The sequence below is a fragment of the Nocardia brasiliensis genome (assembly GCF_011801125.1).
Classification (GTDB): Bacteria; Actinomycetota; Actinomycetes; order Mycobacteriales; family Mycobacteriaceae; genus Nocardia; species Nocardia brasiliensis_C.
In genome coordinates this window covers 7,011,519-7,036,028 of sequence record NZ_CP046171.1, presented here as the reverse complement: position 1 = coordinate 7,036,028, position 24,510 = coordinate 7,011,519, and the positions used below count along the sequence as shown (strand labels likewise).

The following is a 24,510-nucleotide window of genomic DNA, read 5'->3' as shown; positions in this document are numbered from 1 at the left end:
GCCTATGTAACAAGGTCACCCTGGCCGACAGATAGTGCCAATGAGCTTTTTTGCCTGATTTATATGAGAACTGAACCCCGAGACACGGGCGCCACGCTGGGATAGGTGTGCGTCCTGTCCGGGTGTCGTCGGGGAGCGCTTGCGTGGTGTTCCGGAAGCGAGGTTACGGTTGGACCGGCAGGATTTCGGCGGAAACGGCGAAGCTGGTAACGAACGGGCAGCAGCTGGTTCGGCCGATTACTTCCCGCTGTCCCCTGCACAGCTGGGTATCTGGTACGCCCAGCATGTCGACCCGCAGGTGCCGATCAATATCGCCCAGTACGTCGATCTGCGTGGTGAGTTGGATCTCGCGGTGTTGCGCGAGGCGCTCATCGTCGCGTCCACCGAGCTGGGGTCGGGCTTCCTGCGCATCGTCGAGTTGGACGGGCAGCCGTATCAGTACATCGACCACTCCATCCCCGACAGCGACAAGGTCTACTACGTCGACGTGCGCGGCGAGGAGGATCCCGCCGCCGCCGCGATGGCGTGGATGCGCGCCGAGTACAGCCGTCCGCTGGACCTGACCAAGGACCGGCTGATGCGGATCGCCGGTATCCAGCTGGCCGACGATCACTGGTACTGGTATCTGCGCGCGCATCACATCTCGCTCGACGGCTTCGCCGCGATGACCAACGTCACCCGCATCGCCGAGGTCTACACGGCGATGCTGAACGGCGACGAAATCGCCCCGGCCAAGACCACCGATCTGCGCACGCTCTACGACCAGGAGATGGCCTATCGGGAGAGCTCTCGGTTCGCCTCGGACAAGGCGTACTGGGCCGAGCGGGTCGCGGGTCTGGAGGAGGGCACCAGCCTGGTCGGCCGTTCCGCGCCGCCCGCGGCGATCAACGGCATCGCGAGCACCCTGCTCTCCGACGAGCAGAGCGCGCTGCTGGAAGCGGCTGTGGCGCGCCATGATTCGTCGCCCGCCGGGCTGCTGCTCGCCGCCTTCGCGGTGTATATGGCCCAGCTCACCGGTACCGAAGACGTCATTCTGAGCCTGCCGGTGACCGCGCGCACCACCGCCTCGATGAAGCGTTCCGGTGGTGTGTCGTCGAACATCGTGCCGCTGCGTCTGCGCGTCGGGCATCGGACCACGGTCGCCGACCTGCTCGAGCAGGTGACGGTGGAGGTGTCGGGTGCGCTGCGTCATCAGCGCTACCGGCACGAGGACATTCGCCGCGACGCGGCCGGCGACGGTGTGGTGACCACGGAGTTCTTCGGTCCGTGGGTCAACATCATGCTGTTCCAGAACCAGATCACGATGGGTTCGATGGTCGGCACCATGAGTGTGCTCTCGACCGGCAGCATCGAGGATCTCGGCGTCAACTTCTATCAGTCCGAGGCGGGCGCGCGGGCGCGCATCGACTTCGAGACCAACCCGAACCTGTACTCCGAAGAGGCGGCGAGCCGCCATCATTCGCGGTTCCTGGAGTTCTTCGAGCGTTTCCTGGCCGCCGACGCGGACGCGGCGGTCTGGACGCTGGCGGCGACCAGCGACGACGAGCGGCAGTTGACCCTCGTCGAGTGGAACGACTCCGAGCAGGAGGTGCCCGACACCACGCTGGCGGCGCTGCTCGACGCGCAGATGCCGCTGACGCCGGACAACATCGCGCTCGACTTCGAGGGCGCGACCCTGACCTACGCCGAGTTCGACGCGCGGGTCAACCGGTTGGCGCGCTACCTGATCGCCGACGGTGTCGGCCCGGAATCGCTTGTCGCGCTGGGTATGCGCCGCTCGCTGGAGCTGGTCGTCGGCATGCACGCGGTGCTGAAGGCCGGTGGCGCGTACGTGCCGATCGATCCGGATCATCCGGCCGATCGCACCGCCTACATCCTCGACAGCGCGGCACCGGTCTGTGTGCTCACGCTGACCGCCGACGAGCTGGAATTACCGGAGTCGGTGCGGCAGGTGCCGATCGACACCCTCGACGTGTCGGCATACTCGGCCGACCCGATCACCGACGCCGACCGGATCGCCCCGCTGCGGCCGGACAACACCGCCTACGTCATCTACACCTCGGGCTCGACCGGGCGCCCCAAGGGCGTCGCGGTCACCCACCACGCGATCGTCAACCAGCAGCTGTGGATGCTCGACGAGTACCGCTTGAGCGCGGACGACGTGTACCTGCAGAAGACCGCGACCACCTTCGACGTCTCGCTGTGGGGTTACTTCCTGCCGCTGCTTGCCGGTGCGAAGCTGGTCATCGCCAGCCCGGACGGGCACCGGGATCCGCTGTACGTCGCGGACATGATCGAGCGGCACGGCGTCACCGTGACCGACTTCGTGCCGTCGATGCTCACCGTCTTCGTCGCGCACGCGACCGCGGCCCAATGTGCCACGCTGCGCGCCGTTTTCGTGATCGGTGAGGCGCTGCCGCCGGAGACCGCCGCCGGTTTCCGCGCGATCACCGCCGCGGGCCTGCACAACCTGTACGGCCCGACCGAGGCCGCGGTCTCGGTGACCTACTGGGAGGCGACCGCCGCCGACACGGTCACCGTGCCGATCGGCATCCCGGAGTGGAATGTCTCGGTCTACGTGCTGGATTCGCGGCTGCGACCGGCCGCCATCGGCGCGCCGGGTGAGCTGTACCTGGGCGGGCGCCAGCTCGCGCGCGGCTACCGCGGCCGCCCGGATCTGACCGCGGACCGCTTCGTCGCCAACCCGCTCTCGGCCACCGGCGAGCGCATGTACCGCACCGGTGACCTGGTGCGCTGGAACGACGCGGGCACGCTGGAATACATCGGCCGCACCGACTTCCAGGTCAAGTTCCGCGGCCAGCGGATCGAGCTCGGCGAGATCGAGACCGACCTGCTCGCCCATCCCGCGGTGAGCCAGGCCGTCGTGCTGGTGATGGACACCGCCACCGGTCAGCAGCTGGTCTCCTATGTCGTTCCCGCGCCGGGACATTCGATCGATCCGGTCGAGCTGACCAGGTTCGCGGGCGAGCAGCTGCCCAGCTACATGGTGCCCGCCTCGATCATGGTGCTGGACGCCTTCCCGCTCAACACCAGCGGCAAGCTGGACCGTAAAGCGTTGCCGGAGCCGGTGTTCAGCGCCGACGCCGCCGAGTTCCGGGCGCCGCGCACCCAGGCCGAGCAGATCGTCGCGGGCATCTTCGCCGACGTGCTCAGCCAGGACCGGGTCGGCATCGCCGACAACTTCTTCGACCTCGGCGGTAACTCGCTGGTCGCGACCCAGGTCGTCTCGCGCATCGGTGCGGCGTTCGGCACCCAGCTCGGGGTGCGGGCGCTGTTCGAGACCCCGACCGTGGCCGGTATCGCGCTGCGCATGGAGAACGCCTCCCCGGCCGAGGGCGCGCGACCGCCCCTGGTCGCGCAGCAACTGCCAGAACGGGTTCCGCTCTCGCTGGCACAGCAGCGGATGTGGTTCATCAACCAGTTCGACTCGACCGTGCCCGCCTACAACCTGCCGTTCGTGGTCCGGCTGCGCGGGCAGGTCGATCTGGACGCGCTGCACGCCGCGCTGACCGATGTGCTCGAGCGTCAGCAGTCGCTGCGCACGATCTTCCCCGAGTCCGGTGACGGCGGCTACCAGCAGGTGCTTCCGGTCGACCAGGTCGATCTCGGCATCGCGATCGAGCCGATCGACGAGGCCGAATTGCACGGCGCGCTCACCGGATTCGCCGCAACCGGCTTCGATGTCGCGCGCGAGCTGCCGATCCGGGTGCGGGTGTACGCGGTCACCGGCGGCAACGACAACGGCGCAGGGGACTACGCGGTCGCCTTCGTGGTGCACCACATCGCCGCCGACGGCTTCTCGTTCGGGCCGCTTGCCCGCGATATCGCCGCGGCCTACCTGGCGCGTTCGGCCGGGCAGGCGCCGAGCTGGGCGCCGCTGCCGGTGCAGTACCAGGACTACAGCGTCTGGCAGCGCGAACTGCTCGGCGCCGAGTCCGATCCCGGCTCGATGGCCGCGCGCGAGATCGCGTACTGGCGCCGGGCGCTGGCCGGTCTGCCGGATCAGCTGGATCTGCCGACCGACCGTCCCCGTCCGCCGGTGCAGAGTTTCCGCGGCGGCCGGGTCGGGTTCCAGATCGATGCCGAACTGCACCAGCGCCTTTCGGCGCTGGCGCGGGCGCAGGGCGTCAGCCTGTTCATGGTCATGCACGCCTCGCTGGCTGTGCTGCTGGCCCGGTTGTCGGGCACCACCGACATCGCGATCGGTACCCCCGTCGCCGGGCGTGGCGAGCAGGCGCTCGACGACCTGATCGGCATGTTCGTCAACACCCTGGTGCTGCGCTCGGAGGTCGACGGCGCGGCGCCGTTCACCGAGTTCCTCGGCCGCACCCGCGAAACCGACCTGGCCGCGTTCGCGTTCGCGGACGTGCCGTTCGAGCGACTGGTCGAGGTGCTCAACCCGACCCGCTCGCAGGCGCGCCACCCGCTGTTCCAGGTGATGCTCTCGTTCCAGGAAATGTCGCACGCGACGCTGGAACTGCCCGGACTCTCGGTCACCGCCGACGAGCTCGAGGTCGACATCGCCAAGTTCGATCTGCAGTGGACCGTCACCGAGGAGCGGGGCGCCAACGGCGAACCCGCGGGCATGGCGACCGTGGTGTCCTATGCCACCGATCTTTTCGATGCCGCGACGGTCACCGAGTTCGGCCGCCGCTACCTGCGCGTGCTCGAGGCCGCGGTCGCCGCGCCGGACACCGCGGTGCGCGATATCGAGATCCTCGACGACGCCGAGCGCGCCACCGTGCTCACCGAATGGAACCGGACCGCGCACGAATTGCCCGCGGCCACGGTGCTCGATCTGTTCCACGAGCAGGTGCGGTTGCGTCCGGACGATATCGCCGTCGTGTTCGACGGCGGCACCCGCAGTGCGGGGGAGTTCGGCCCGCAGGTCGAGCTCTCCTATGCCGAGTTCTCGGCCAGGGTGAATCGCTTGGCGCGCAAGCTGATCGCCGAGGGCGTCGGCCCGGAGTCGTTGGTCGCGGTCGGCATCCGCCGCTCGGTGGACATGCTGATCGCCATCTACGCCACCATGACCGCGGGCGGCGGCTACGTGCCGATCGATCCGGATCATCCGGCCGAGCGCACCGAATACGTGCTCGCCAATTCGGCGCCGGTGTGCGTGCTGACCACCCTGTCCGACGACGTGCGCGCCGCGGACTGCCCGGTGCTGGCGCTGGACGCGCTCGATCTGAGCGAGTTCAGCGACGCGCCGATCGCCGACGTGGAACGCCGTGCGCCGCTGCGCGCGACCAACGCCGCGTACGTGCTCTACACCTCCGGTTCCACCGGCAGGCCCAAGGGTGTCGCGGTCAGCCATGCCAGCGTGCTCAACCAGATCGCCTGGATCACCGGCGAATACCGCATCGGCCCCGCCGATGTGATCCTGCAGAAGACCCCGGTCACCTTCGACGTGTCGGTGTGGGAGCTGTTCGGCACCCTCGCTGTCGGTGCCAGGATGCTCATCGCCGCGCCGGACGGGCATCGCGATCCGATGTACCTCTCGGAGATCATCGGCAGGCACCAGGTCACCATGACCTCGTTCGTGCCCTCGATGCTCTCGGTGTTCGCCGGGGCCGCCTCGACCGCCGAATGTGCCTCGCTGCGCGCGGTTCTGGTGGCCGGTGAGGCGCTGCCCCCGGCAACGGTCACCGCGTTCCGGCAGTTCTCCACGGCCGCCGTGCACAACCTGTACGGCCCCACCGAATTCACCGTGCACGCCACCGCGTGGCATCTCAACGAGGTCGCGCCCGTGACGGTGCCGATCGGGCGCCCGGTGTGGAACGCCCAGACCTATGTGCTCGACGACGGTTTGGCGCCGGTGCCGGTCGGTGTGCCCGGCGAGCTGTACCTCGGTGGCGCCCAGGTGGCGCGCGGTTATCACGGCCGCCCCGACCTGAGCGCGGAGCGTTTCGTCGCTGACCCGTTCGGTCCGCCCGGGTCGCGGCTCTACCGCACCGGTGACCTGGTGCGCTGGGTCGAGCCGCGCGATCCCGAGGTCGGCGGCGCCGGCGTGCTGGAGTACATCGGCCGCACCGACTTCCAGGTGAAGTTCCGCGGCCAGCGCATCGAGCTCGGCGAGATCGAGGCCGCGCTGCTCGACCACCCCGCGGTCGGCCAGGCGGTCGTGCTCGTGATGGACACCGTCGCGGGCGATCAGCTGGTCGCCTACGTGGTGGCGCCGGCGGGCCCGGTCGACATCGACAACATCAAGAACGCCCTGCATCGCACGCTGCCCGCCTACATGGTGCCCTCGGCGATCGTGGTGCTGGAAGCGTTGCCGCTCAACCCCTCCGGCAAGCTGGACCGCAAGGCGCTGCCCGCCCCGGTGTTCGAGGTGCGCGAATTCCGTGCTCCGACAACCCCGATCGAGGAGATCGTCGCGCAGATCTTCGGCGAGGTGCTCGGCATCAACCGGGTCGGCGTCGACGACGATTTCTTCGAGCTCGGCGGCAACTCGCTGATCGCGACCCAGGTCGCCTCGCGCCTGGGCATCGCGCTCGACACCAGGGTGCCGGTGCGCATGCTGTTCGAGGCCTCCACCGTCGCCGCGCTCGCGGCCAGGGTGGAGTCGCACGCCGGCGACGGCGCGCGCAAGGCGCTGGTCGCCAGGGTGCGCCCGGAGGAGGTGCCGCTGTCGCTGGCGCAGCAGCGGATGTGGTTCCTGAACCGGTTCGACACCGAGTCGGCGGTCAACAACATCCCGGTCGCCATCCGGCTCTCCGGCGATCTCGATGTGGCCGCGCTGCAGGTCGCGGTCATCGACGTGATCGACCGGCACGAGTCGCTGCGCACCGTGTTCCCGGAGACCAAGACCGGGCCGGTGCAGGTGGTGCTGGACGCGGCGCAGATCGTGCCGGACCTGACGCCGGTGCCGGTGACCGAGCACAACCTGATCGACCACCTGGTCGAACTGGCCTCGATGGCCTTCGATGTGACCAGCGAAGTGCCTTTGCACGCAAGGCTTTTCGAGATCAGCGAGACCGAGTACGTGCTCGGCATGGTGGTGCACCACATCTCCGCCGACGGCTGGTCGATGGGCCCGCTGGCCCGCGACGTCATGGTGGCCTACGCGGCGCGCACCTCGTGGGAGGCGCCGGCCTGGTCGGCGCTGCCCGTCCAGTACGCCGACTACGCGCTCTGGCAGCGGGAGGTGCTCGGTTCCGAGGACGACCCGAGTTCGCTGATCGCCAACCAGATCCGGTACTGGACCCGCGAACTCGCGGATCTGCCCGACGAACTGGTGCTGCCCGCGGATCGTCCGCGCCCGGCCGCCGCCTCCTATCGCGGTGGCACCTATCCGTTCGTGATCTCCGGTGAGACCCAGCGCGCACTGGTCGATTTGGGCCGCAGGCACAACGCGTCGCTGTTCATGGTCATGCACAGCGCGCTCGCGGTGTTGCTGGCCAGGGCGAGCGGCACCGGGGACATCGCGATCGGCACCCCGGTGGCCGGTCGTGGTGAGGCCGCGCTCGACGACCTGATCGGCATGTTCGTCAATACGCTCGTGCTGCGCACCCAGGTGGACGGCGCGGCGAGCTTCGCGGACCTGCTCGCGCACGCCCGGGAGACCGACCTGCACGCCTTCGCGCACGCCGACGTGCCGTTCGAGCGGCTGGTCGAGGTGCTCAACCCGGCCCGTTCGCAGTCGCGCCACCCGCTGTTCCAGGTGATGCTGACCTTCCAGAACACCCGTCAGGCCAGCCTGGAGCTGCCCGGACTGTCGGTGAACGGCGTCGACTACGACGCCCGCCTTGCCAAGTTCGACCTGCAGCTGACCCTGCAGGAGACCCAGAACGAGCTCGGCGAGGCCGCCGGTATGTCGGCCGAATTCTCCTATGCCCTAGATCTTTTCGACGAGGACACGGTGGCCGCGTTCGCGCGGCGACTGGACCGGGTGCTCGCCGCGGTCACCGCGGACCCGAGCGTCCCGATCGGCGACATCGACCTGCTCGCGCCCGAGGAGCACGCGCAGGTGCTCGTCGATTGGAACGACAACGCCCGGCAGGTGCCGGCCGAGACGCTGGTCTCGCTGTTCGACGCGCAGGTTGCGGCGACGCCGGACGCGGTGGCGCTGGTCTTCGACGAGCAACGCCTCACCTACCGTGAGTTGCAGGTGCGGGCCAACCGCATCGCGCGGCAGCTGATCAAGGCCGGTGTCGGACCGGAATCGCTTGTCGCACTGTCGATCCGCCGTTCCAACGAGCTGGTCGTCGCGATGTACGCGGTACTGCAGACGGGTGCGGCGTACGTGCCGCTCGATCCGGATCAGCCCGCCGACCGGATCAACCACATCGTCGACACCGCGCAGCCGCGGATGATCCTCTACCGCTCGGCCGACGGGTTCGGCATCGATCTGCAGCGCGAGGTCCCGGTCATCGCGATCGAGGGCATCGAGGGCGTGCCGGGCATGGCCGCCTCCAGCGGCGCGCCGATCACCGACGCCGAGCGCACCAGGGCGCTGCGCCCGTCGAATACCGCCTACGTCATCTTCACCTCGGGTTCGACCGGCCGGCCGAAGGGCGTGGCGGTCAGCCATGCCGCGATCGTCAACCGGCTGCTGTGGATGCAGCACGAGTACCCGATCGGCCCCGACGACGCGGTGCTGCAGAAGACCCCCGCCACCTTCGACGTGTCGGTGTGGGAGTTCTTCTGGCCCTTGCAGACCGGCGCCCGGCTGGTCGTCGCGAAGCCCGACGGGCACCGCGACCCGGTATACCTGGCGCAGATCATCGCCGAGCAGGGCATCACCACGGTGCACTTCGTGCCATCGATGCTGTCGGTGTTCGTCTCCACCCTCGGCAACGAGAGCGGCGACGCGGACGGTTACCCGTCCTCGCGGCTGCGGCAGGTGTTCGCCTCCGGTGAGGCGCTGCCCGCGCCGACCGCCGCGCGGCTGCGCGAGCTGACCGGCGCGCGCCTGCACAACCTCTACGGCCCGACCGAGGCCGCCGTCGATGTCACGTATCACGAAGTGACGCAAGCGGATACGGTGTCGGTCCCGATCGGTCGCCCGGTGTGGAACACCCGGGTGTTCGTGCTCGACGCCCGGTTGCACCCCGTCGCACCGGGTGTCGCGGGTGAGCTCTATCTCGCGGGCGATCAGCTCGCGGTGGGCTACCTCGGCCGTCCCGATCTGACCTCGGACCGGTTCGTCGCCAACCCCTACGGCGGCGCGGGCGCGCGGATGTACCGCACCGGTGACTTGGTCCGATGGGCTATTGCATCGCGTGGCGATTCCGTGGATGGTGGTGGCCGGGCGACGGGTGGGCCCGCCTATGGTGAGCTGGAATACCTGGGCCGCACCGACTTCCAGGTCAAGCTGCGCGGTCTGCGCATCGAGCTCGGCGACATCGAGGCCGCGCTGCTGGCCCAGCCCGGTGTGGCGCAGTCGGTCGTGGTGGTGCGCGCCGACGCGCACGCGGGCGACCAGCTGGTGGGTTACGTTGTCGCCGAAGCGGATACGGTGCTCGACACCGACGCGATCAAGTCCGCGCTGAGCGGGCTGCTGCCCGGTTACATGATTCCGGCGGCGATCGTGGTGCTCGACGCGTTCCCGGTGAACGCCAGCGGCAAGCTCGATCGCAAGCTGCTGCCTGCTCCGGTGTTCGAGGCCAAGCGATTCCGTGCGCCCGCGACCCCGATCGAGGAGATCGTGGCGGAGGTCTTCGCTGAGCTGCTCGGGCTGGCGCGGGTCGGTGTGGACGACGACTTCTTCGAGCTGGGCGGCAACTCGCTGGTGGCCACGCAGGTCGTGGCGCGGCTGAGCGCGGCGCTGAACACCGAGGTCGGGGTGCGCGCGCTGTTCGAGGCGCCGACCGTCGCGGCGCTGGCCGCGCGGGTGGAGTCGCGGGCGGGCAGCGGGGCGCGCCAGGCGCTGACGGCTCAGGTGCGTCCGGAGTTCCCGCCGCTGTCGCTGGCTCAGCAGCGGATGTGGTTCCTCAACCGCTTCGACGCGGATTCGGCCGCGAACAATATTCCGGCCGCGGTGCGGCTCGAGGGTGCGCTGGATCTGGACGCGTTGCGCGGTGCGGTCGCCGATGTGGTCGCGCGGCACGAGTCGTTGCGCACCATCTACCCGTCCCAGGACGGTGTCGCCTATCAGCGGGTGCTGCCCGCGACGCGGGCGATCCCGGACCTCGAGGTCTTCCCGGTCGCCGAGGGCCAATTGCTCGGCGCCATGTACGAATTCGTCGAGCGCGGCTTCGACGTGACCACCGAGCCGCCGGTGCGGCTGCGCGCCTACCAGCTCGCCTCGGGCACCCAGGAGCGCGGCGAGCAGGGCGCGAGCACGGCGGACTACGTGCTCGTCGTGGTGGTGCATCACATTGCCGCGGACGGCTTCTCGATGCGGCCGCTGGTGCGCGACCTGATGACCGCCTATGTGGCGCGCACCTCGGCAGCCGAGCCGGGCTGGCCGCCGCTGGCGGTGCAGTACGTGGATTTCGCGCTGTGGCAACGGGAAACGCTCGGTTCCGAGGACGACCCGACCTCGCTGATCTCCGAGCAGCTCGACTACTGGCGCGGCGCGCTGGCGGGGCTGCCTGACGAACTGCGCCTGGCCGGTCGCCCGCGTCCGCCGGTCGCGTCGTATCAGGCCGGGACGCACCGTTTCCGGGTGCCCGCCACGGTGATCGACGAGCTGAACCGGGTCGCGCACGAGCACGGCACCACGTTGTTCATGGTGGTGCACAGCGCGTTCGCGGCGCTGCTGGCGCGCCTGTCCGGCTCCGCGGACATCGCCATCGGCATCCCGGTGGCCGGTCGTGGCGAGCAGGCGCTCGACGACCTGGTCGGCATGTTCGTCAACACCCTGGTGCTGCGCGCGCAGGTGGACACCGACGCGCCCTTCGCCGAGCTGCTCGCGCAGGTGCGCGAGCGCGACCTGCAGGCCTTCGCGCATGCCGACGTGCCGTTCGAGCGGCTGGTCGAGGTGCTCAACCCGGCGCGTTCGCAGGCCCGCCATCCGCTGTTCCAGGTGATGCTGTCGTTCCAGAACCTCGGGCGCGCGTCGTTGGAGCTGCCCGGTCTGACCGTGTCCGAGCTGGGCATCGACCAGCCGACCGCGAAGTTCGACCTGCAGCTGACGCTGAGCGAGGTGCCGGGCACCGAGGCGGCGATGGACGCCGAACTCCTCTATGCCACCGACCTTTTCGACGGTGCGTTCGCCAGCACCTTCGCCGAGCGGTTCCTGCGCGTGCTCGGTGGCGTCGCGGCCGAGCCCACCGCGGCGGTGGGCGATATCGAGCTGCTCGACGCGGCCGAGCGCACGCTGGTGGTGCAGCGGTGGAACGACACCGGATTCCCGGTGGACGCGGCGCTGACCTCGCCGGTCGGCGATGCCGCCGCGACGCTGGTCTCGCTGTTCGAAGCCCAGGTCGCGCGCTCGCCCGAGGCAGACGCGGTCACCTTCGAGGGGACAAGTCTTTCCTACGCCGAGTTCGCCGCCCGAGTGCATCGGTTGGCGCGCTGGCTCAAGCAGAACGGCGTCGGCCCGGAATCGTATGTGGCCCTTGGCATGCGCCGGTCCATCGATCTCGTGGTCGGCATGTACGCGGTGAACGCGGCGGGCGGTGCGTATGTGCCGCTCGATCCGGATCATCCGGCCGAGCGCACCGACTACATCCTGGAGACCGCGCGCCCGGTGTGCGTGCTGACCTCCGGCACCGACCTGGCGACCACGGCGTCACGGCAGGTGCGCATCGATCAGCTCGACCTGTCGGAGTTCTCGGACACGCCGCTGACCGACGCGGACCGGCACAAGCCGCTGCGCCCGGCCAACACCGCCTACGTGATCTTCACCTCCGGCTCGACCGGTCGCCCGAAGGGCGTCGCCGTCTCGCACGCGGCCATCGTCAACCGCCTGGTCTGGATGCACGCCGAATACGGCCTCGCCGCCTATGACGTGGTCTTGCAGAAGACACCGGCCACCTTCGACGTGTCGGTGTGGGAGTTCTTCTGGCCCTTGCAGGTCGGCGCGCGCCTGGTGATCGCCAAGCCGGACGGTCACCGCGATCCGGCTTATCTGGCCCGCCTGATCATCGCCGAGCGGGTCACCACGGTGCACTTCGTGCCGTCGATGCTCTCCGTGTTCGTCGCCGAGGAGCGTGCGGGCGAATGCGTCAGTCTGCGTAATGTTTTCGCCTCCGGTGAGGCACTGCCCGCGGTGACCGCGCAGCGGCTGCTCGCGCTCACCGGTGCCCGGTTGCACAACCTGTACGGTCCGACCGAGGCCGCGGTCGATGTCACCTTCCATGAGGTGACCGAGGCCGACACCAGCTCGGTGCCGATCGGTGCGCCGGTGTTCAACACTCAGGTCTACGTGCTGGATTCACGCCTGCGGCCGGTGCCGGTCGGTGTGCCGGGCGAGCTGTATCTGGCCGGTGCGCAGCTGGCGCACGGCTACGTGGCCCGCCCCGACCTGACCACCGAGCGGTTCGTCGCGAACCCGTTCGGCACCGCCGAGCGCATGTACCGCACCGGTGACCTGGTCTCCTGGACCGCCGATGGTGAACTGGAGTACTTGGGCCGCACCGACTTCCAGGTGAAGTTGCGTGGTCTGCGTATCGAGCTCGGCGAGATCGAGAACGCGCTCACGGCACTGGAATCGGTCGCGCAGGCGGTGGTGCTGGTGCGCACCGACGAGCGCACCGGCGATCAGCTGGTCGCCTACCTCGTCGCCGACCCGGACCGCGCGGTCGAGGTGAACGAGATCAAGGCCGCCCTCGGCCAGCAGTTGCCCGCGTACATGGTGCCCTCGGCCTACGTGGAACTAGACGAGTTCCCGCTGAACCCGTCGGGCAAGCTGGACCGCAGGGCGCTGCCCGAACCGACCTTCGAAGCCACCGTGTTCCGCGCCCCCGCGACGCCGGTGCAGGAGATCGTCGCCACCACCTTCGCCGAGGTGCTCGGCGTCGAACGGGTCGGCCTGGACGACGACTTCTTCGAACTCGGCGGCAACTCCCTGGTCGCCACCCAGGTGGCCGCCCGCCTCGGCGAAGCGCTCGACACCCAGATCCCGGTGCGTGTGCTGTTCGAGGCCTCGCAGGTCGCCGCGCTCGCCGCGCGCGTGGAATCGGCCGCGGGACAGGGCGGCCGGGCGCCGCTGGTGCCGCAGGAGCGGACCGATCTGGTGCCGCTGTCGCTGGCGCAGCAGCGGATGTGGTTCCTCAACCGATTCGACAACCGCACCGCGGTCAACAACATCCCGGTGGCCATCCGGCTCACCGGCGCGCTGGACCTGGACGCGCTCAACGCCGCCATCGGCGACGTGCTGGCCAGGCACGAGTCCCTGCGCACCGTGTATCCGGAGCTGGAAGGCACCGGCTACCAACAGATCCTGCCGGTCTCGGAGGTCTCGTTCACGGTGACACCGGAGCCGGTGACCGCCGAGCAACTGCCCGCGCGCATCGTCGAACTGGCGAGCGCGCACTTCGACGTGACCCGCGAGATCTCCTTCCGCGCCGCCCTGCTCGGCCTGGACGAGCGCGATCACGTCGTGGTGCTGGTCATGCACCACATCAGCGCCGACGGTTTCTCGCTGCGGCCGCTGCTGCGTGACGTGGTGCTCGCCTACAGCGAGCGCACCCGGGGCGAAACGCCGGCCTGGGCGCCGCTCGAGGTCCAGTACGCCGACTACGCGCTCTGGCAGCGCGGGGTGCTCGGCGCGGAGAGCGACCCGGAATCGGTGGCGGCCGAGCAGATCGCCTACTGGGTCGAGCAGCTGCGTGACCTGCCCGATCAGCTGGAGCTGCCCGCCGACCGCCCGCGTCCGGAGATCGCCTCCAATGCCGGTGCCACGCACAGCTTCTCGGTCGACGCCGAGCTGCACGCGGCACTGGCCGAGCTGGCCCGCAAGCGCGGGGTCACGCTGTTCATGGTGGTGCACGCCGCGCTGGCCGCGTGGGCGGGCAGGCTGTCCAACAGCAGTGATATCGCGATCGGCACGCCGATCGCGGGTCGGGGCGAGCGCGCGCTCGACGAGCTGGTCGGCATGTTCGTCAACACCCTGGTGCTGCGCAGCGCGGTCGATCCGGCCGCGCCGTTCAGCGAGCTGCTCGAGCAGGTGCGCCGCACCGACCTGGCCGCGTTCGCCAACGCCGACGTGCCGTTCGAGCGACTGGTCGACGTGATCAGCCCGACCCGATCACAGGCGCATCATCCGCTGTTCCAGGTGGCGCTGACCTTCGAGGCCGCCTCGGCGGCCGACATGGGCACCGTCGCGCTGCCGGACCTCGATCTCGACGTAGTCGAATTCGACCCGGGCACAGCGAAGTTCGATGTGCAGCTGACCGTCGGCGAGACCGCGGACGGCGCGTTGGCCATGTCGTGGAACTACGCCACAGAACTGTTCGATCCCGAGACCGTCGCCGCGTTCGCCGATCGGCTGGTGCGGGTGCTGCACGCGGTCGCCGAGGACCCCGAGATCGCCGTGGGCGACATCGATCTGCTCGGTGAGGCCGAGCGCCTCGACGTCTCCCAGCGCTGGGTCTGCTCCGGCTCCGACGGCAGCCTGTTCGGTGCGCCGGGCACCACCCTGGTCACCGTGTTCGACGCGGCGGTCGCCGCGCACCCGAACCGCACGGCGGCCCGTTTCGGTGTCGAGACACTCACCTACGCCGAGCTCGACCGACGCGCGAATGTGCTGGCGCGCAGGCTGATCGCCGACGGCGCCGGACCGGAATCGCTGGTCGCGGTGATCCTGCCGCGTTCGCTCGATCTGGTCGTCGCGCTGGTCGCGGTGGTGAAGACCGGCGCGGGCTACGTGCCGGTCGACCCGACCTACCCGGCCGAGCGCATCGCCTACGTGCTCGAGGATTCGCGGCCGACGAGCGTGATCCTGGATTCGACGGTGCCGGTGACCGTGCCCGAGCACCTGCCGAGCGTGGTGCTCGACGGGTTCGCCGTGGAGACCGGCAATGTCGAGGACGCCGACGACGCGCCGATCACCGACGCCGATCGCAACGCCGCACTCTCGCCCGATCACGTCGCCTACGTCATCTACACCTCGGGCTCGACCGGCAGGCCCAAGGGCGTGGCGGTCGCGCATCGAAATGTGGTGCGGCTGTTCGCCAATACCGATCGTGACTTCGGCTTCGGCCCCGACGACGTGTGGACGCTGTTCCACTCCTACGCCTTCGACTTCTCGGTGTGGGAGCTGTGGGGTCCGCTGCTGTTCGGCGGCACGCTCGTGGTCGTCGACTACTACACCTCGCGTTCGCCCGAGCAGTTCCTGGAACTGCTGCGCGCGGAACGGGTCACGGTGCTCAACCAGACGCCGTCGGCGTTCTACCAACTGGCCGAGGCGGATCGCAACGCCGCGCCGGACGCGGCGCCGCTGTCGCTGCGTTACGTGGTGTTCGGCGGCGAGGCGCTGGAGCTGCGCAGGCTCGCCGACTGGGTGGCCCGCCACGGTGCAGGTCCCGACGGCCGCTCGGTGAGCTCGCCCGCGGACGGCCCGCTGCTGATCAACATGTACGGCATCACCGAGACCACGGTGCACGTGTCCTATCGCGCGCTGGACGCCGCGACCATCGCGGCCGCCTCCGGCAGCGTGGTCGGGCGGGCCATCGCCGGTCTGCGGGTGTACGTGCTCGACAACCGGCTGCGGCCGGTGCCGGTCGGTGTCGCGGGCGAAATGTATGTGGCGGGACCGCAATTGGCCCGTGGCTACCTGGGACGTCCCGACCTGAGCGCGACCCGCTTCGTGGCGAACCCGCTGGCGGGCGCCGACGCGGCGGGCTCGCGCCTGTACCGCTCCGGTGACCTCGCGCGCTGGAACCGTTTCGGCGAGCTCGAATACCTGGGCCGCGCCGACGACCAGGTGAAGGTCCGCGGCTTCCGGATCGAGCTCGGCGAGATCGAATCCGCGATCCTGGCTCAGCCGGGCATCGCGCAGGCGGCGGTCATCGTGCGCGAGGATCAGCCGGGCGATCAGCGGATCGTGGCCTACGTGGTCGCCGAGCCCGACGCCGTGCCGCAGCTCGACCAGGTGCGCGACGGCGCCGCCGAGCGGCTGCCGTCCTACATGGTGCCCTCGGCGATGGTCCGGCTCGAGTGGATTCCGTTGACGGTCAACGGAAAGCTCGATCGACGTGCCCTGCCCGCGCCCGCGGTGCAGGCCAGGGCCTTCCGTGCGCCGGTGACCCCGGTGCAGGAGGCCGTTGCCTCGGTGTTCGCCGAGGTGCTCGACCTGCCGCGGGTCGGCGTCGACGACGACTTCTTCGACCTCGGCGGCAACTCGCTCATCGCGACCAGGGTCGTCTCCCGCATCGGCGCCGCGCTCGGCACCACCGTCGAGGTGCGCGCGCTGTTCGAGGCGCCCACCGTGGAAGCCCTTGCGGCCCGGGTGGAATCGCACGCCGACGGCGCCGCGCGGGCGCGTCTGGTGGCGCGGCCCCGCTCCGCCGACGAACTGGTGCCGCTGTCGTTCGCGCAGCAGCGCATGTGGTTCCTGAACAAGTACGACACCGCTTCGGCGGCCTACAACCTGCCGGTCGCCATCCGGTTGACCGGCGCGCTGGACGTGGCCGCGCTGCGGCTCGCGGTGGCCGACGTGGTGCGCAGGCACGAGTCGCTGCGCACCCGCTACCCGGAGCACGGCGGCACCCCGGTGCAGGTGATCGTGCCCGCCGAGGACATCGCGCTCGACCTGCGTGCGGTGCCGGTGGATCCGGCCGAGCTGACCGCCGTGGTGACCGAGTTCGTGACCACCGGATTCGATGTGGCCGAACAGGTTCCGCTGCGTACCCGGCTGTATCAGGCGGGCCCCGACGAGCACGTGCTCGTCGTGGTCGTGCATCACATCGCGGCCGACGGTTTCTCGATCGGCCCGCTGACCCGGGACGTGATGGTCGCCTACTCGGCGCGCACGCAGGGCAGCGCGCCCGGCTGGGCGCCGCTTGCGGTGCAGTACGCCGACTTCGCCGTCTGGCAGCGTGAGGTGCTCGGCAGCGAGGACGATCCGGAATCGCTGCTGTCGCGTCAGGTAGCGCACTGGCAGCGCGCGCTCGACGGCGTGCCGGACGAGCTCACCCTGCCCGCGGACCGCCCGCGGCCCGCGATCGCCTCGATGCGCGGCGCGACGCTGCACCGTGAGCTGCCCGCCGAATTGGTCGGCGCGCTCGAAGACATCGCGCGCCGCCGCGGTGCGTCGCTGTTCATGGTGATGCACAGCGCGCTGGCGGTGCTGCTGTCGCGGCTGTCGGGCACCGACGACATCGCCGTCGGCACCCCGATCGCCGGTCGCGGCGAGCAGGCGCTCGACGACCTGGTCGGCATGTTCGTCAACACCCTGGTGCTGCGGACCGGTGTCGACGCGAGCGCCTCGTTCAACGAGCTGGTGGATCGGGTGCGCCGCACCGACCTGGACGCGTACGGCAATGCCGACGTGCCGTTCGAGCGGCTCGTCGAGCTGCTCGCGCCGGAGCGGTCGCAGGCACGCAATCCGCTGTTCCAGGTGATGCTCGCGTTCCAGAACCTGGACCGCACCTCGCTGGAACTGCCGGGCCTTTCGGTCTCCGCGCTCGATCTCGAAGAGAGCGTGGCGCGCTTCGATCTGCAGTTCACCCTGTCCGAGATCGGTGAATCCGGTTCGGCGGGCATGGCTTTGGCGCTCACCTACGCCACCGACCTGTTCGACGAGTCGACCGTGGCCGAGATCGCGCAGCGCTGGCAGCGGGTGCTGGAGGCCATCGCCGCCGACCCGTCGATCGCGGTCGGCGCCATCGATGTGCTCGACCCGGCGGAACGGGCCGAGCTGACGGCTCGCTTCGGGCCGCAAGCCACCCCGGCGCGGACGCTGCCCGACCTGATCGCCGAGGCGGCGGCCATCGACCCGGCCGCTCCCGCGGTCGTGTTCCAGGGCCGCAGCACCTCCTACGGTGAGCTGGACGAGCGCTCGAACCGCCTGGCGCGCTTGCTGATCGAGCGTGGCCTCGGCACCGAGGACCTGGTCGCCGTCGCGGTGCCGCGCTCGGACGACTCCTACTTCGCCGAATGGGCGGTGGCCAAGTCCGGCGCCGCGTTCGTGCCGATCGACCCGACCTACCCGGCGGACCGCATCGCGCACATGGTCACCGATTCGGGTTCCCCGGTCGGCCTGACCGTCTCCTCGGTGCGGGCCGAGCTGCCCGACTCGGTCGAATGGCTGGTGCTCGACGAACTCGATCTCAGCGCGGTCGACGCGGCGACGATCACCGACGCCGATCGGGTGCGCCCGATCAGCCCGGCGCATCCGGCCTATGTCATCTACACCTCCGGTTCCACCGGTGTGCCCAAGGGCGTCGTGGTCACCCACGCCGGTCTCGCCAACTTCCGCGACGAGCAGAACGCGCGCTATGCGGTCGACTCCGATACGCGCGCATTGCATTTCGCGTCGACGAGCTTCGACGCCTCGATCCTCGAGTTCCTGCTCGCGATCGGTCGCGGCGGCGCGCTCGTGGTCTGCCCGCCGGGTGTGTACGGCGGCGAGGAGCTCTCGGAGCTGATCCGCGCCGAGCGGGTCACGCACGCGTTCATCACCCCGTCGGTGCTCGCCTCGCTCGACCCGGCGGCGCTGGCGCAGATGCGGGTGATCGTGGCGGGCGGCGAGGCGGTGCCCGCCGATCTGGTCACCAAGTGGGGCGGCGCGGCCGACGGTTCCGGACGTCGTTTCCACAACGGCTACGGTCCGACCGAGACCACGATCATGACCAACATCAGCGACGCGCTGACCCCGGGCGACCGGGTCACCATCGGTGGCCCGACCCGCGGTATGCAGTCGCTGATCCTGGACGCCCAGCTCAGGCCCGTTCCGGTGGGTGTCGCGGGTGAGCTCTATCTGTCGGGCGTCCAGCTCGCCCGTGGTTACCACGCGCGGGCCGGGTTGTCGGCGGAGCGGTTCGTGGCCAACCCGTACGTCGAGGGCGCGCGGATGTACCGGACCGGTGACGTGGTCCGCTGGACCCGCGCCGGGGAGGTCGAATACGTCGGCCGCTCCGACTTCCAGGTCAAGGTGCGTGGTTTCCGCATCGAGCTCGGTGAGATCGACGCGGCGCTGGCCGCGCACGATTCGGTCGACTTCGCGGTCACCCTCGGCCACAAGAACGCCGCGGGCGCCACCTCGCTGGTGGCGTATGTCGTTGCGGCATCGGGTCGTTCGATCGATGTCGCGGCGCTGACCGCGCACGTCGAGGAGCGCCTGCCCGCGTACATGGTGCCGTCGTCGATCATGGTGATCGACCGGGTGCCGCTGACCCCGGTCGGCAAACTGGATCGAAAGGCCTTGCCCGAGCCCGTGTTCGCGACCGAGGTCGTGTTCCGCGCGCCGCGCACGCCGGTCGAGCAGACCATCGCCGAGGTCTTCGCCGAGGTGCTCGGCGTCGAGCGGGTCGGTGTCGACGATTCGTTCTTCGCGCTCGGCGGCGACAGCATCGTCTCCATCCAGCTGGTGTCGCGGGCCAAGGCCCGCGGGGTGGTGTTCACGCCGCGGCACGTGTTCGAGCAGCGCACGGTGGCCGGGCTGGCCGCGGTCGCCGAGACCGCCGACACCGCCGCGACGGCGGCGGTGGTGCTGGCCGAGCTGCCCGGCGGCGGGGTCGGCACCATGCCGCTCACGCCGGTGGTGCGGTTCATGGCCGAGCGGCGTGGTTCGTTCGGCCGGTTCAACCAGACGCTCGCGCTGGAGCTGCCGGTCGGCATCGACCGCGCCGGCATCGCCGAGACCGCGGCCGCGGTCATCGATCGGCACGACATGCTGCGCGCGAGCCTGCGCCGCGCGGGCGCGGACTGGATCGTGGAGACCGCGGCGCCCGGCACGGTCGACGTGGACGCGTTGATCGACCACACCGCCTTCGACGCGGCCGCCGACGATGCTGCGCTGCTCGAAATCGCCTCGGCCGCACTGGATGCGTCGCTGGACCGGCTGGATCCGGCCGCGGGCGTGGTGATCCGGTTCGTGTGGCTGGAGCCGACGAGCGGCGAGCGCGCCGGACGACTGATCGTCGTCGGGCATCACCTTGTCGTAGACGGTGTTTCGTGGCGCATTCTGGTGCCGGACTTTGTCGCTGCCTGGGGGCAGCGCACCGCCGGGCAGACGCCCGAACTGGTCGCGCCCGCCACCTCCATGCGGGCCTGGGCGCACGCGCTCGAACGCGAGGCGCGTAGCCGGGAGCGTGTCGCCGAGCTCGAGCACTGGCGTTCGGTGGTCGATGCCGCCGATCCGCTGCTGACCGAACGGCCGATGGACCCGGCGATCGACACCGCAGGTGTCATCGAGAAGGTGCGGGTCGAGGTGTCCGCGGAGGTCACCAAGGCGCTGCTGACCAAGGTGCCCGCGCTGTTCCACGGCGGGGTGAACGACGGTCTGCTCACCGCGCTGGCCCTGGCCACCGCGAAGTGGCGGGCCCGCAGGGCGGGTACCCGCGGCGAGGACTCGCTGCTGATCCGCCTGGAGGGCCATGGCCGCGAAGAGGACATCGTCCCCGGCGCGGACCTGTCCCGCACGGTCGGCTGGTTCACCGCGATCTTCCCGGTCCGGTTCGACCTGTCCGGCATCGACATCGATGCCGCGCTGGCCGGTGGACCCGCGCTCGGCCAGGCCGTCAAGGCGGTCAAGGAGCAGTTGCTCGCGGTGCCGGACAAGGGCGTCGGTTACGGCCTGCTGCGGTACCTGAACCCCGAGACCGCGAGCTCGTTGCCCGCGGAGCTGCCGGGTCAGGTCAGCTTCAACTACCTGGGCCGGGTCGTGGAGGGCGACGTGCCCGAGTCGCTGCGTGGCTTCGGCTGGGTGCCTGCCGCCGAACTCGGCTCCCTCGGCGGCGCCTACGACGCGGACATGCCCGCGATGGCGCCGTTGGACATCAACGCGATCGTGGTCGGGGACAAGCTGACCGCGAACATCGGCTACCCGTCGACGCTGTTGCAGGCCGCCGCCGTGCGCGAGTTCGGTGAGCTGTGGACGACCGCACTCGAAGCGGTTGCCCGGCATGCCAATTCGACCGGTGCGGGCGGGCACACCCCGTCGGACTTCGCGCTGGTGCGCAGCACCCAGGACGATATCGACGGCTGGGAGCGCCGGTTCCCGAACCTCGCCGACATCTGGCCGCTCTCGGCGCTGCAGGCCGGACTGCTGTTCCACGCCAGGCTCGCGGCCAGCTCGGTGGACGTCTACACCGCGCAGGCGGTGCTCACACTCACCGGCCGGGTGGACGCGGCCCGGTTGCGTTCGGCCGCACAGGCTCTGGTGGATCGCTACGAGAACCTGCGCACCGCGTTCGTCACCGATCGCGACGGCAGCCCGGTGCAGGTGGTGCTCGACAGCGTGCGGGTTGCCTGGGCCGAGCACGATCGGATCGAATCGGGCACCGGCGCCGACATCATCGCCGCGGACCGGACCGAGCGCTTCGACCTGACCGAGCCGCCGCTGATCCGCTTCACGCTGATCCAGGTGGCGCGCGAGCGCTGGCAGTTCGTGGTGTCGAACCACCACATCCTGCTCGACGGCTGGTCCATGCCGCTGCTCATGCAGGATCTGCTCGTGCTCTACGCCGCGCACGCGGACAGCGGTGTGCTGCCCGCGGTGCGTTCCTACCGCAACTTCCTGGAATGGACGGCGCAGCAGGATCATTCGGCCTCGGTCGCGGTGTGGGCGGACGCCATGCGCGGGGTCAGCGAGCCGACCCTGCTTGCCCGCCCGGACGCGGGCCGCGAGATCACCTCGCTGTCGGGTGAGTACTTCTTCGAACTCGACGAGCAGGCCACCGCGCGGCTCACCGCGCTGGCCGCCTCCCTCGGTGTCACGCCGAACACGGTGCTGCAGACCGCGTGGGGCATCCTGATCGGCCGGATGACCGGCCGCGAGGACGTGCTGTTCGGCACCACGGTCTCCGGCCGCCCGGCCGGGCTGACCGGGGTGGAGTCGATGGTCGGGCTGTTCATCAACACCGTGCCGGTGCGGGTGCGCTTCGATCCGGCCGAGTCCGCCCAGCAGCTGCTGACCAGGACCCAGGGCGAGCAGGCCGACCTGCTCGATCACCACTACGTCGGCCTCGCCGACATCCAGTCCGCGGCGGGCATCGGCGGGCTGTTCGACACCCTGGTGGTCTTCGAGTCCTACCCGGTCGACGCCGACGGCATCCGGGAACAGGCCGCCGATATCGACGGCATGGCCGTGATCGGTCTCGACGCCGCCGACGCGACGCACTACCCGCTGACGCTCATCGCCCAGCTGGACTCCAAGCTGCGGGTGCGCGCCGGATACCTGCGCGACCTGTTCGACGAGCAGACCGTGCGCCGCATCGCCGATCGCCTGCTCCGGGTGCTGACCGCGATCACCGCCGAACCCGGTGTGCCCGTTGGTGATATCGAGCTGCTCGACAACGTCGAACGCGAGCTCGTGGTGGCCGGCTGGAACGACACCGCGCACCCGGTGGACACGGACGCGACCCTGGTCTCGATGTTCTACGCGCAGGCCGAACGGACCCCGGACGCGACCGCGCTCACCTTCGAGGGGACAACTCCGGCTCACCTGTCGCCCGACCACCAACCCTCACCGAGTCACTTCGTGACGCTCTCATATGCCGAGTTCAGCGGAAAGGTCAACCAGCTCGCCCGCTGGCTGATCGCCCGCGGCGTCGGCGCGGAATCGTATGTGGCACTGGGCATGCGGCGCTCGGTCGACCTCGTCATCGGCATGTACGCCGTCGCGGCGGCCGGTGGCGCGTACGTGCCGCTCGATCCGGATCATCCGGCCGAGCGCACGGAATACATTCTGGCGACGGCCGATCCGGTCTGCGTGCTCACCTCGGGCAGCGATCTCGAGATCGACACCGCCCAGGTGCGCATCGACCTGCTCGACCTGAGTGGGCTGTCCGACGAGCCGATCACCGACGCGGATCGCTGGGCGCCGCTGCGGCCGTCGAACACCGCGTACGTGATCTTCACCTCCGGTTCCACCGGCCGCCCCAAGGGCGTCGGCGTCGCGCACGCGGCGATCGTCAACCGCCTGGTGTGGATGCAGAGCGCCTACCAGCTGAACACCGCCGACGCGGTGTTGCAGAAGACCCCGGCCACCTTCGACGTGTCGGTGTGGGAGTTCTTCTGGCCCTTGCAGATCGGCGCGCGCCTGGTGATCGCCAAGCCGGACGGCCATCGCGACCCGGCCTACCTGGCCGAGGTGATCAGCGCCGAGCGGATCACCGTCACCCACTTCGTGCCGTCGATGCTCGCGGTGTTCGTCGCCGACGGCGCCGCGGCGCGGTGCGATTCGCTGCGGCTGGTGTTCGCCTCCGGTGAGGCGCTGCCGCCCAAGCCCGCGCATCGCCTGCGCGAGCTGACCGGCGCGGCACTGCACAACCTGTACGGCCCGACCGAGGCCGCGGTCGACGTCACCTTCCACGAGGTCGTCGACACCGATACCGACACCGTCGCGATCGGCGCCCCGGTGTTCAACACCCAGGTGTACGTGCTGGATTCGCGGCTGCGGCCGGTTCCGGTCGGTGTCGCGGGTGAGCTCTATCTCGCGGGCGCCCAACTGGCGCGCGGCTACGTCGCGCGCCCGGACCTGACCAGTGACCGGTTCGTGGCCAACCCCTACGGTGGTGCGGGCGAGCGGATGTATCGCACCGGTGACCTGGTGCAGTGGCACGCCGCCGGTGAGCTGGAGTACCTGGGCCGCACCGACTTCCAGGTGAAGCTGCGCGGTCTGCGGATCGAGCTCGGCGAGATCGAGGCCGCGCTGAGCGCGCTCGAGGAGGTCGCGCAGGCGGTCGTCGTGGTCCGCGGTGACCAGCACATCGGCGATCAGCTCGTCGCCTATGTGATCGCCGCGCCCGGTGCCGGGGTGGACACCGAACTGCTGCGCGAGGATCTGGCCGAGCGGCTGCCCGCGTACATGGTGCCGTCGGTGGTCATCGTGCTCGACGAGTTCCCGCTCAACGCCTCGGGCAAGCTGGATCGCAAGGCGTTGCCCGCGCCGGTGTTCGAGGCCGCGGTGTTCCGCGCCCCGACCACGCCGGTGGAGGAGATCGTCGCCGCGACCTTCGCCGAGGTGCTAGGCGTGCAGCGGGTCGGCCTGGATGACGACTTCTTCTCCCTCGGTGGCAACTCGCTCAGCGCCACCCAGGTCGCGGCGCGGCTGTCGGCCGCGCTGGACACCGATCTGGGGGTGCGTGAGCTGTTCGAGGCCTCCACGGTGGTCGCGCTCGCCGCCCGCGCGGAGACCCACGCCGGTGCCGGTGCCCGCGCGGCGCTGGTGCCCCAGCAGCGGCCCGAGCTGGTGCCGCTGTCGCTGGCCCAGCAGCGCATGTGGTTCCTCAACCGGTTCGATCCGGAATCGGCGGTGGACAACATCCCGGCCGCGGTGCGGCTTTCCGGTCTGCTCGACCGGCAGGCGTTGCAGGTCGCGGTGGCCGACGTGCTGGCCAGGCACGAGTCGCTGCGCACCTACTACCCGGAGGTGGACGGCACCGCGTACCAGGCGACGGTGCCCACCGGCAAGGTGATTCCCGACCT

1 protein-coding gene (cut by a window edge) is annotated in these 24,510 nt (G+C 70.1%); it reads left to right on the top strand.

Annotated features, from left to right (window positions below; all coding sequences use genetic code 11):
* Positions 1 to 169 precede the first annotated feature (169 nt).
* Positions 170 to 24,510, top strand: the 5' portion of a protein-coding gene (locus tag F5X71_RS32040; RefSeq protein WP_167465349.1) for a non-ribosomal peptide synthase/polyketide synthase. It continues 19,423 nt past the right edge of the window; only the first 24,341 of its 43,764 coding nucleotides appear in the window; its start codon is at positions 170 to 172; its stop codon lies beyond the right edge, outside the window.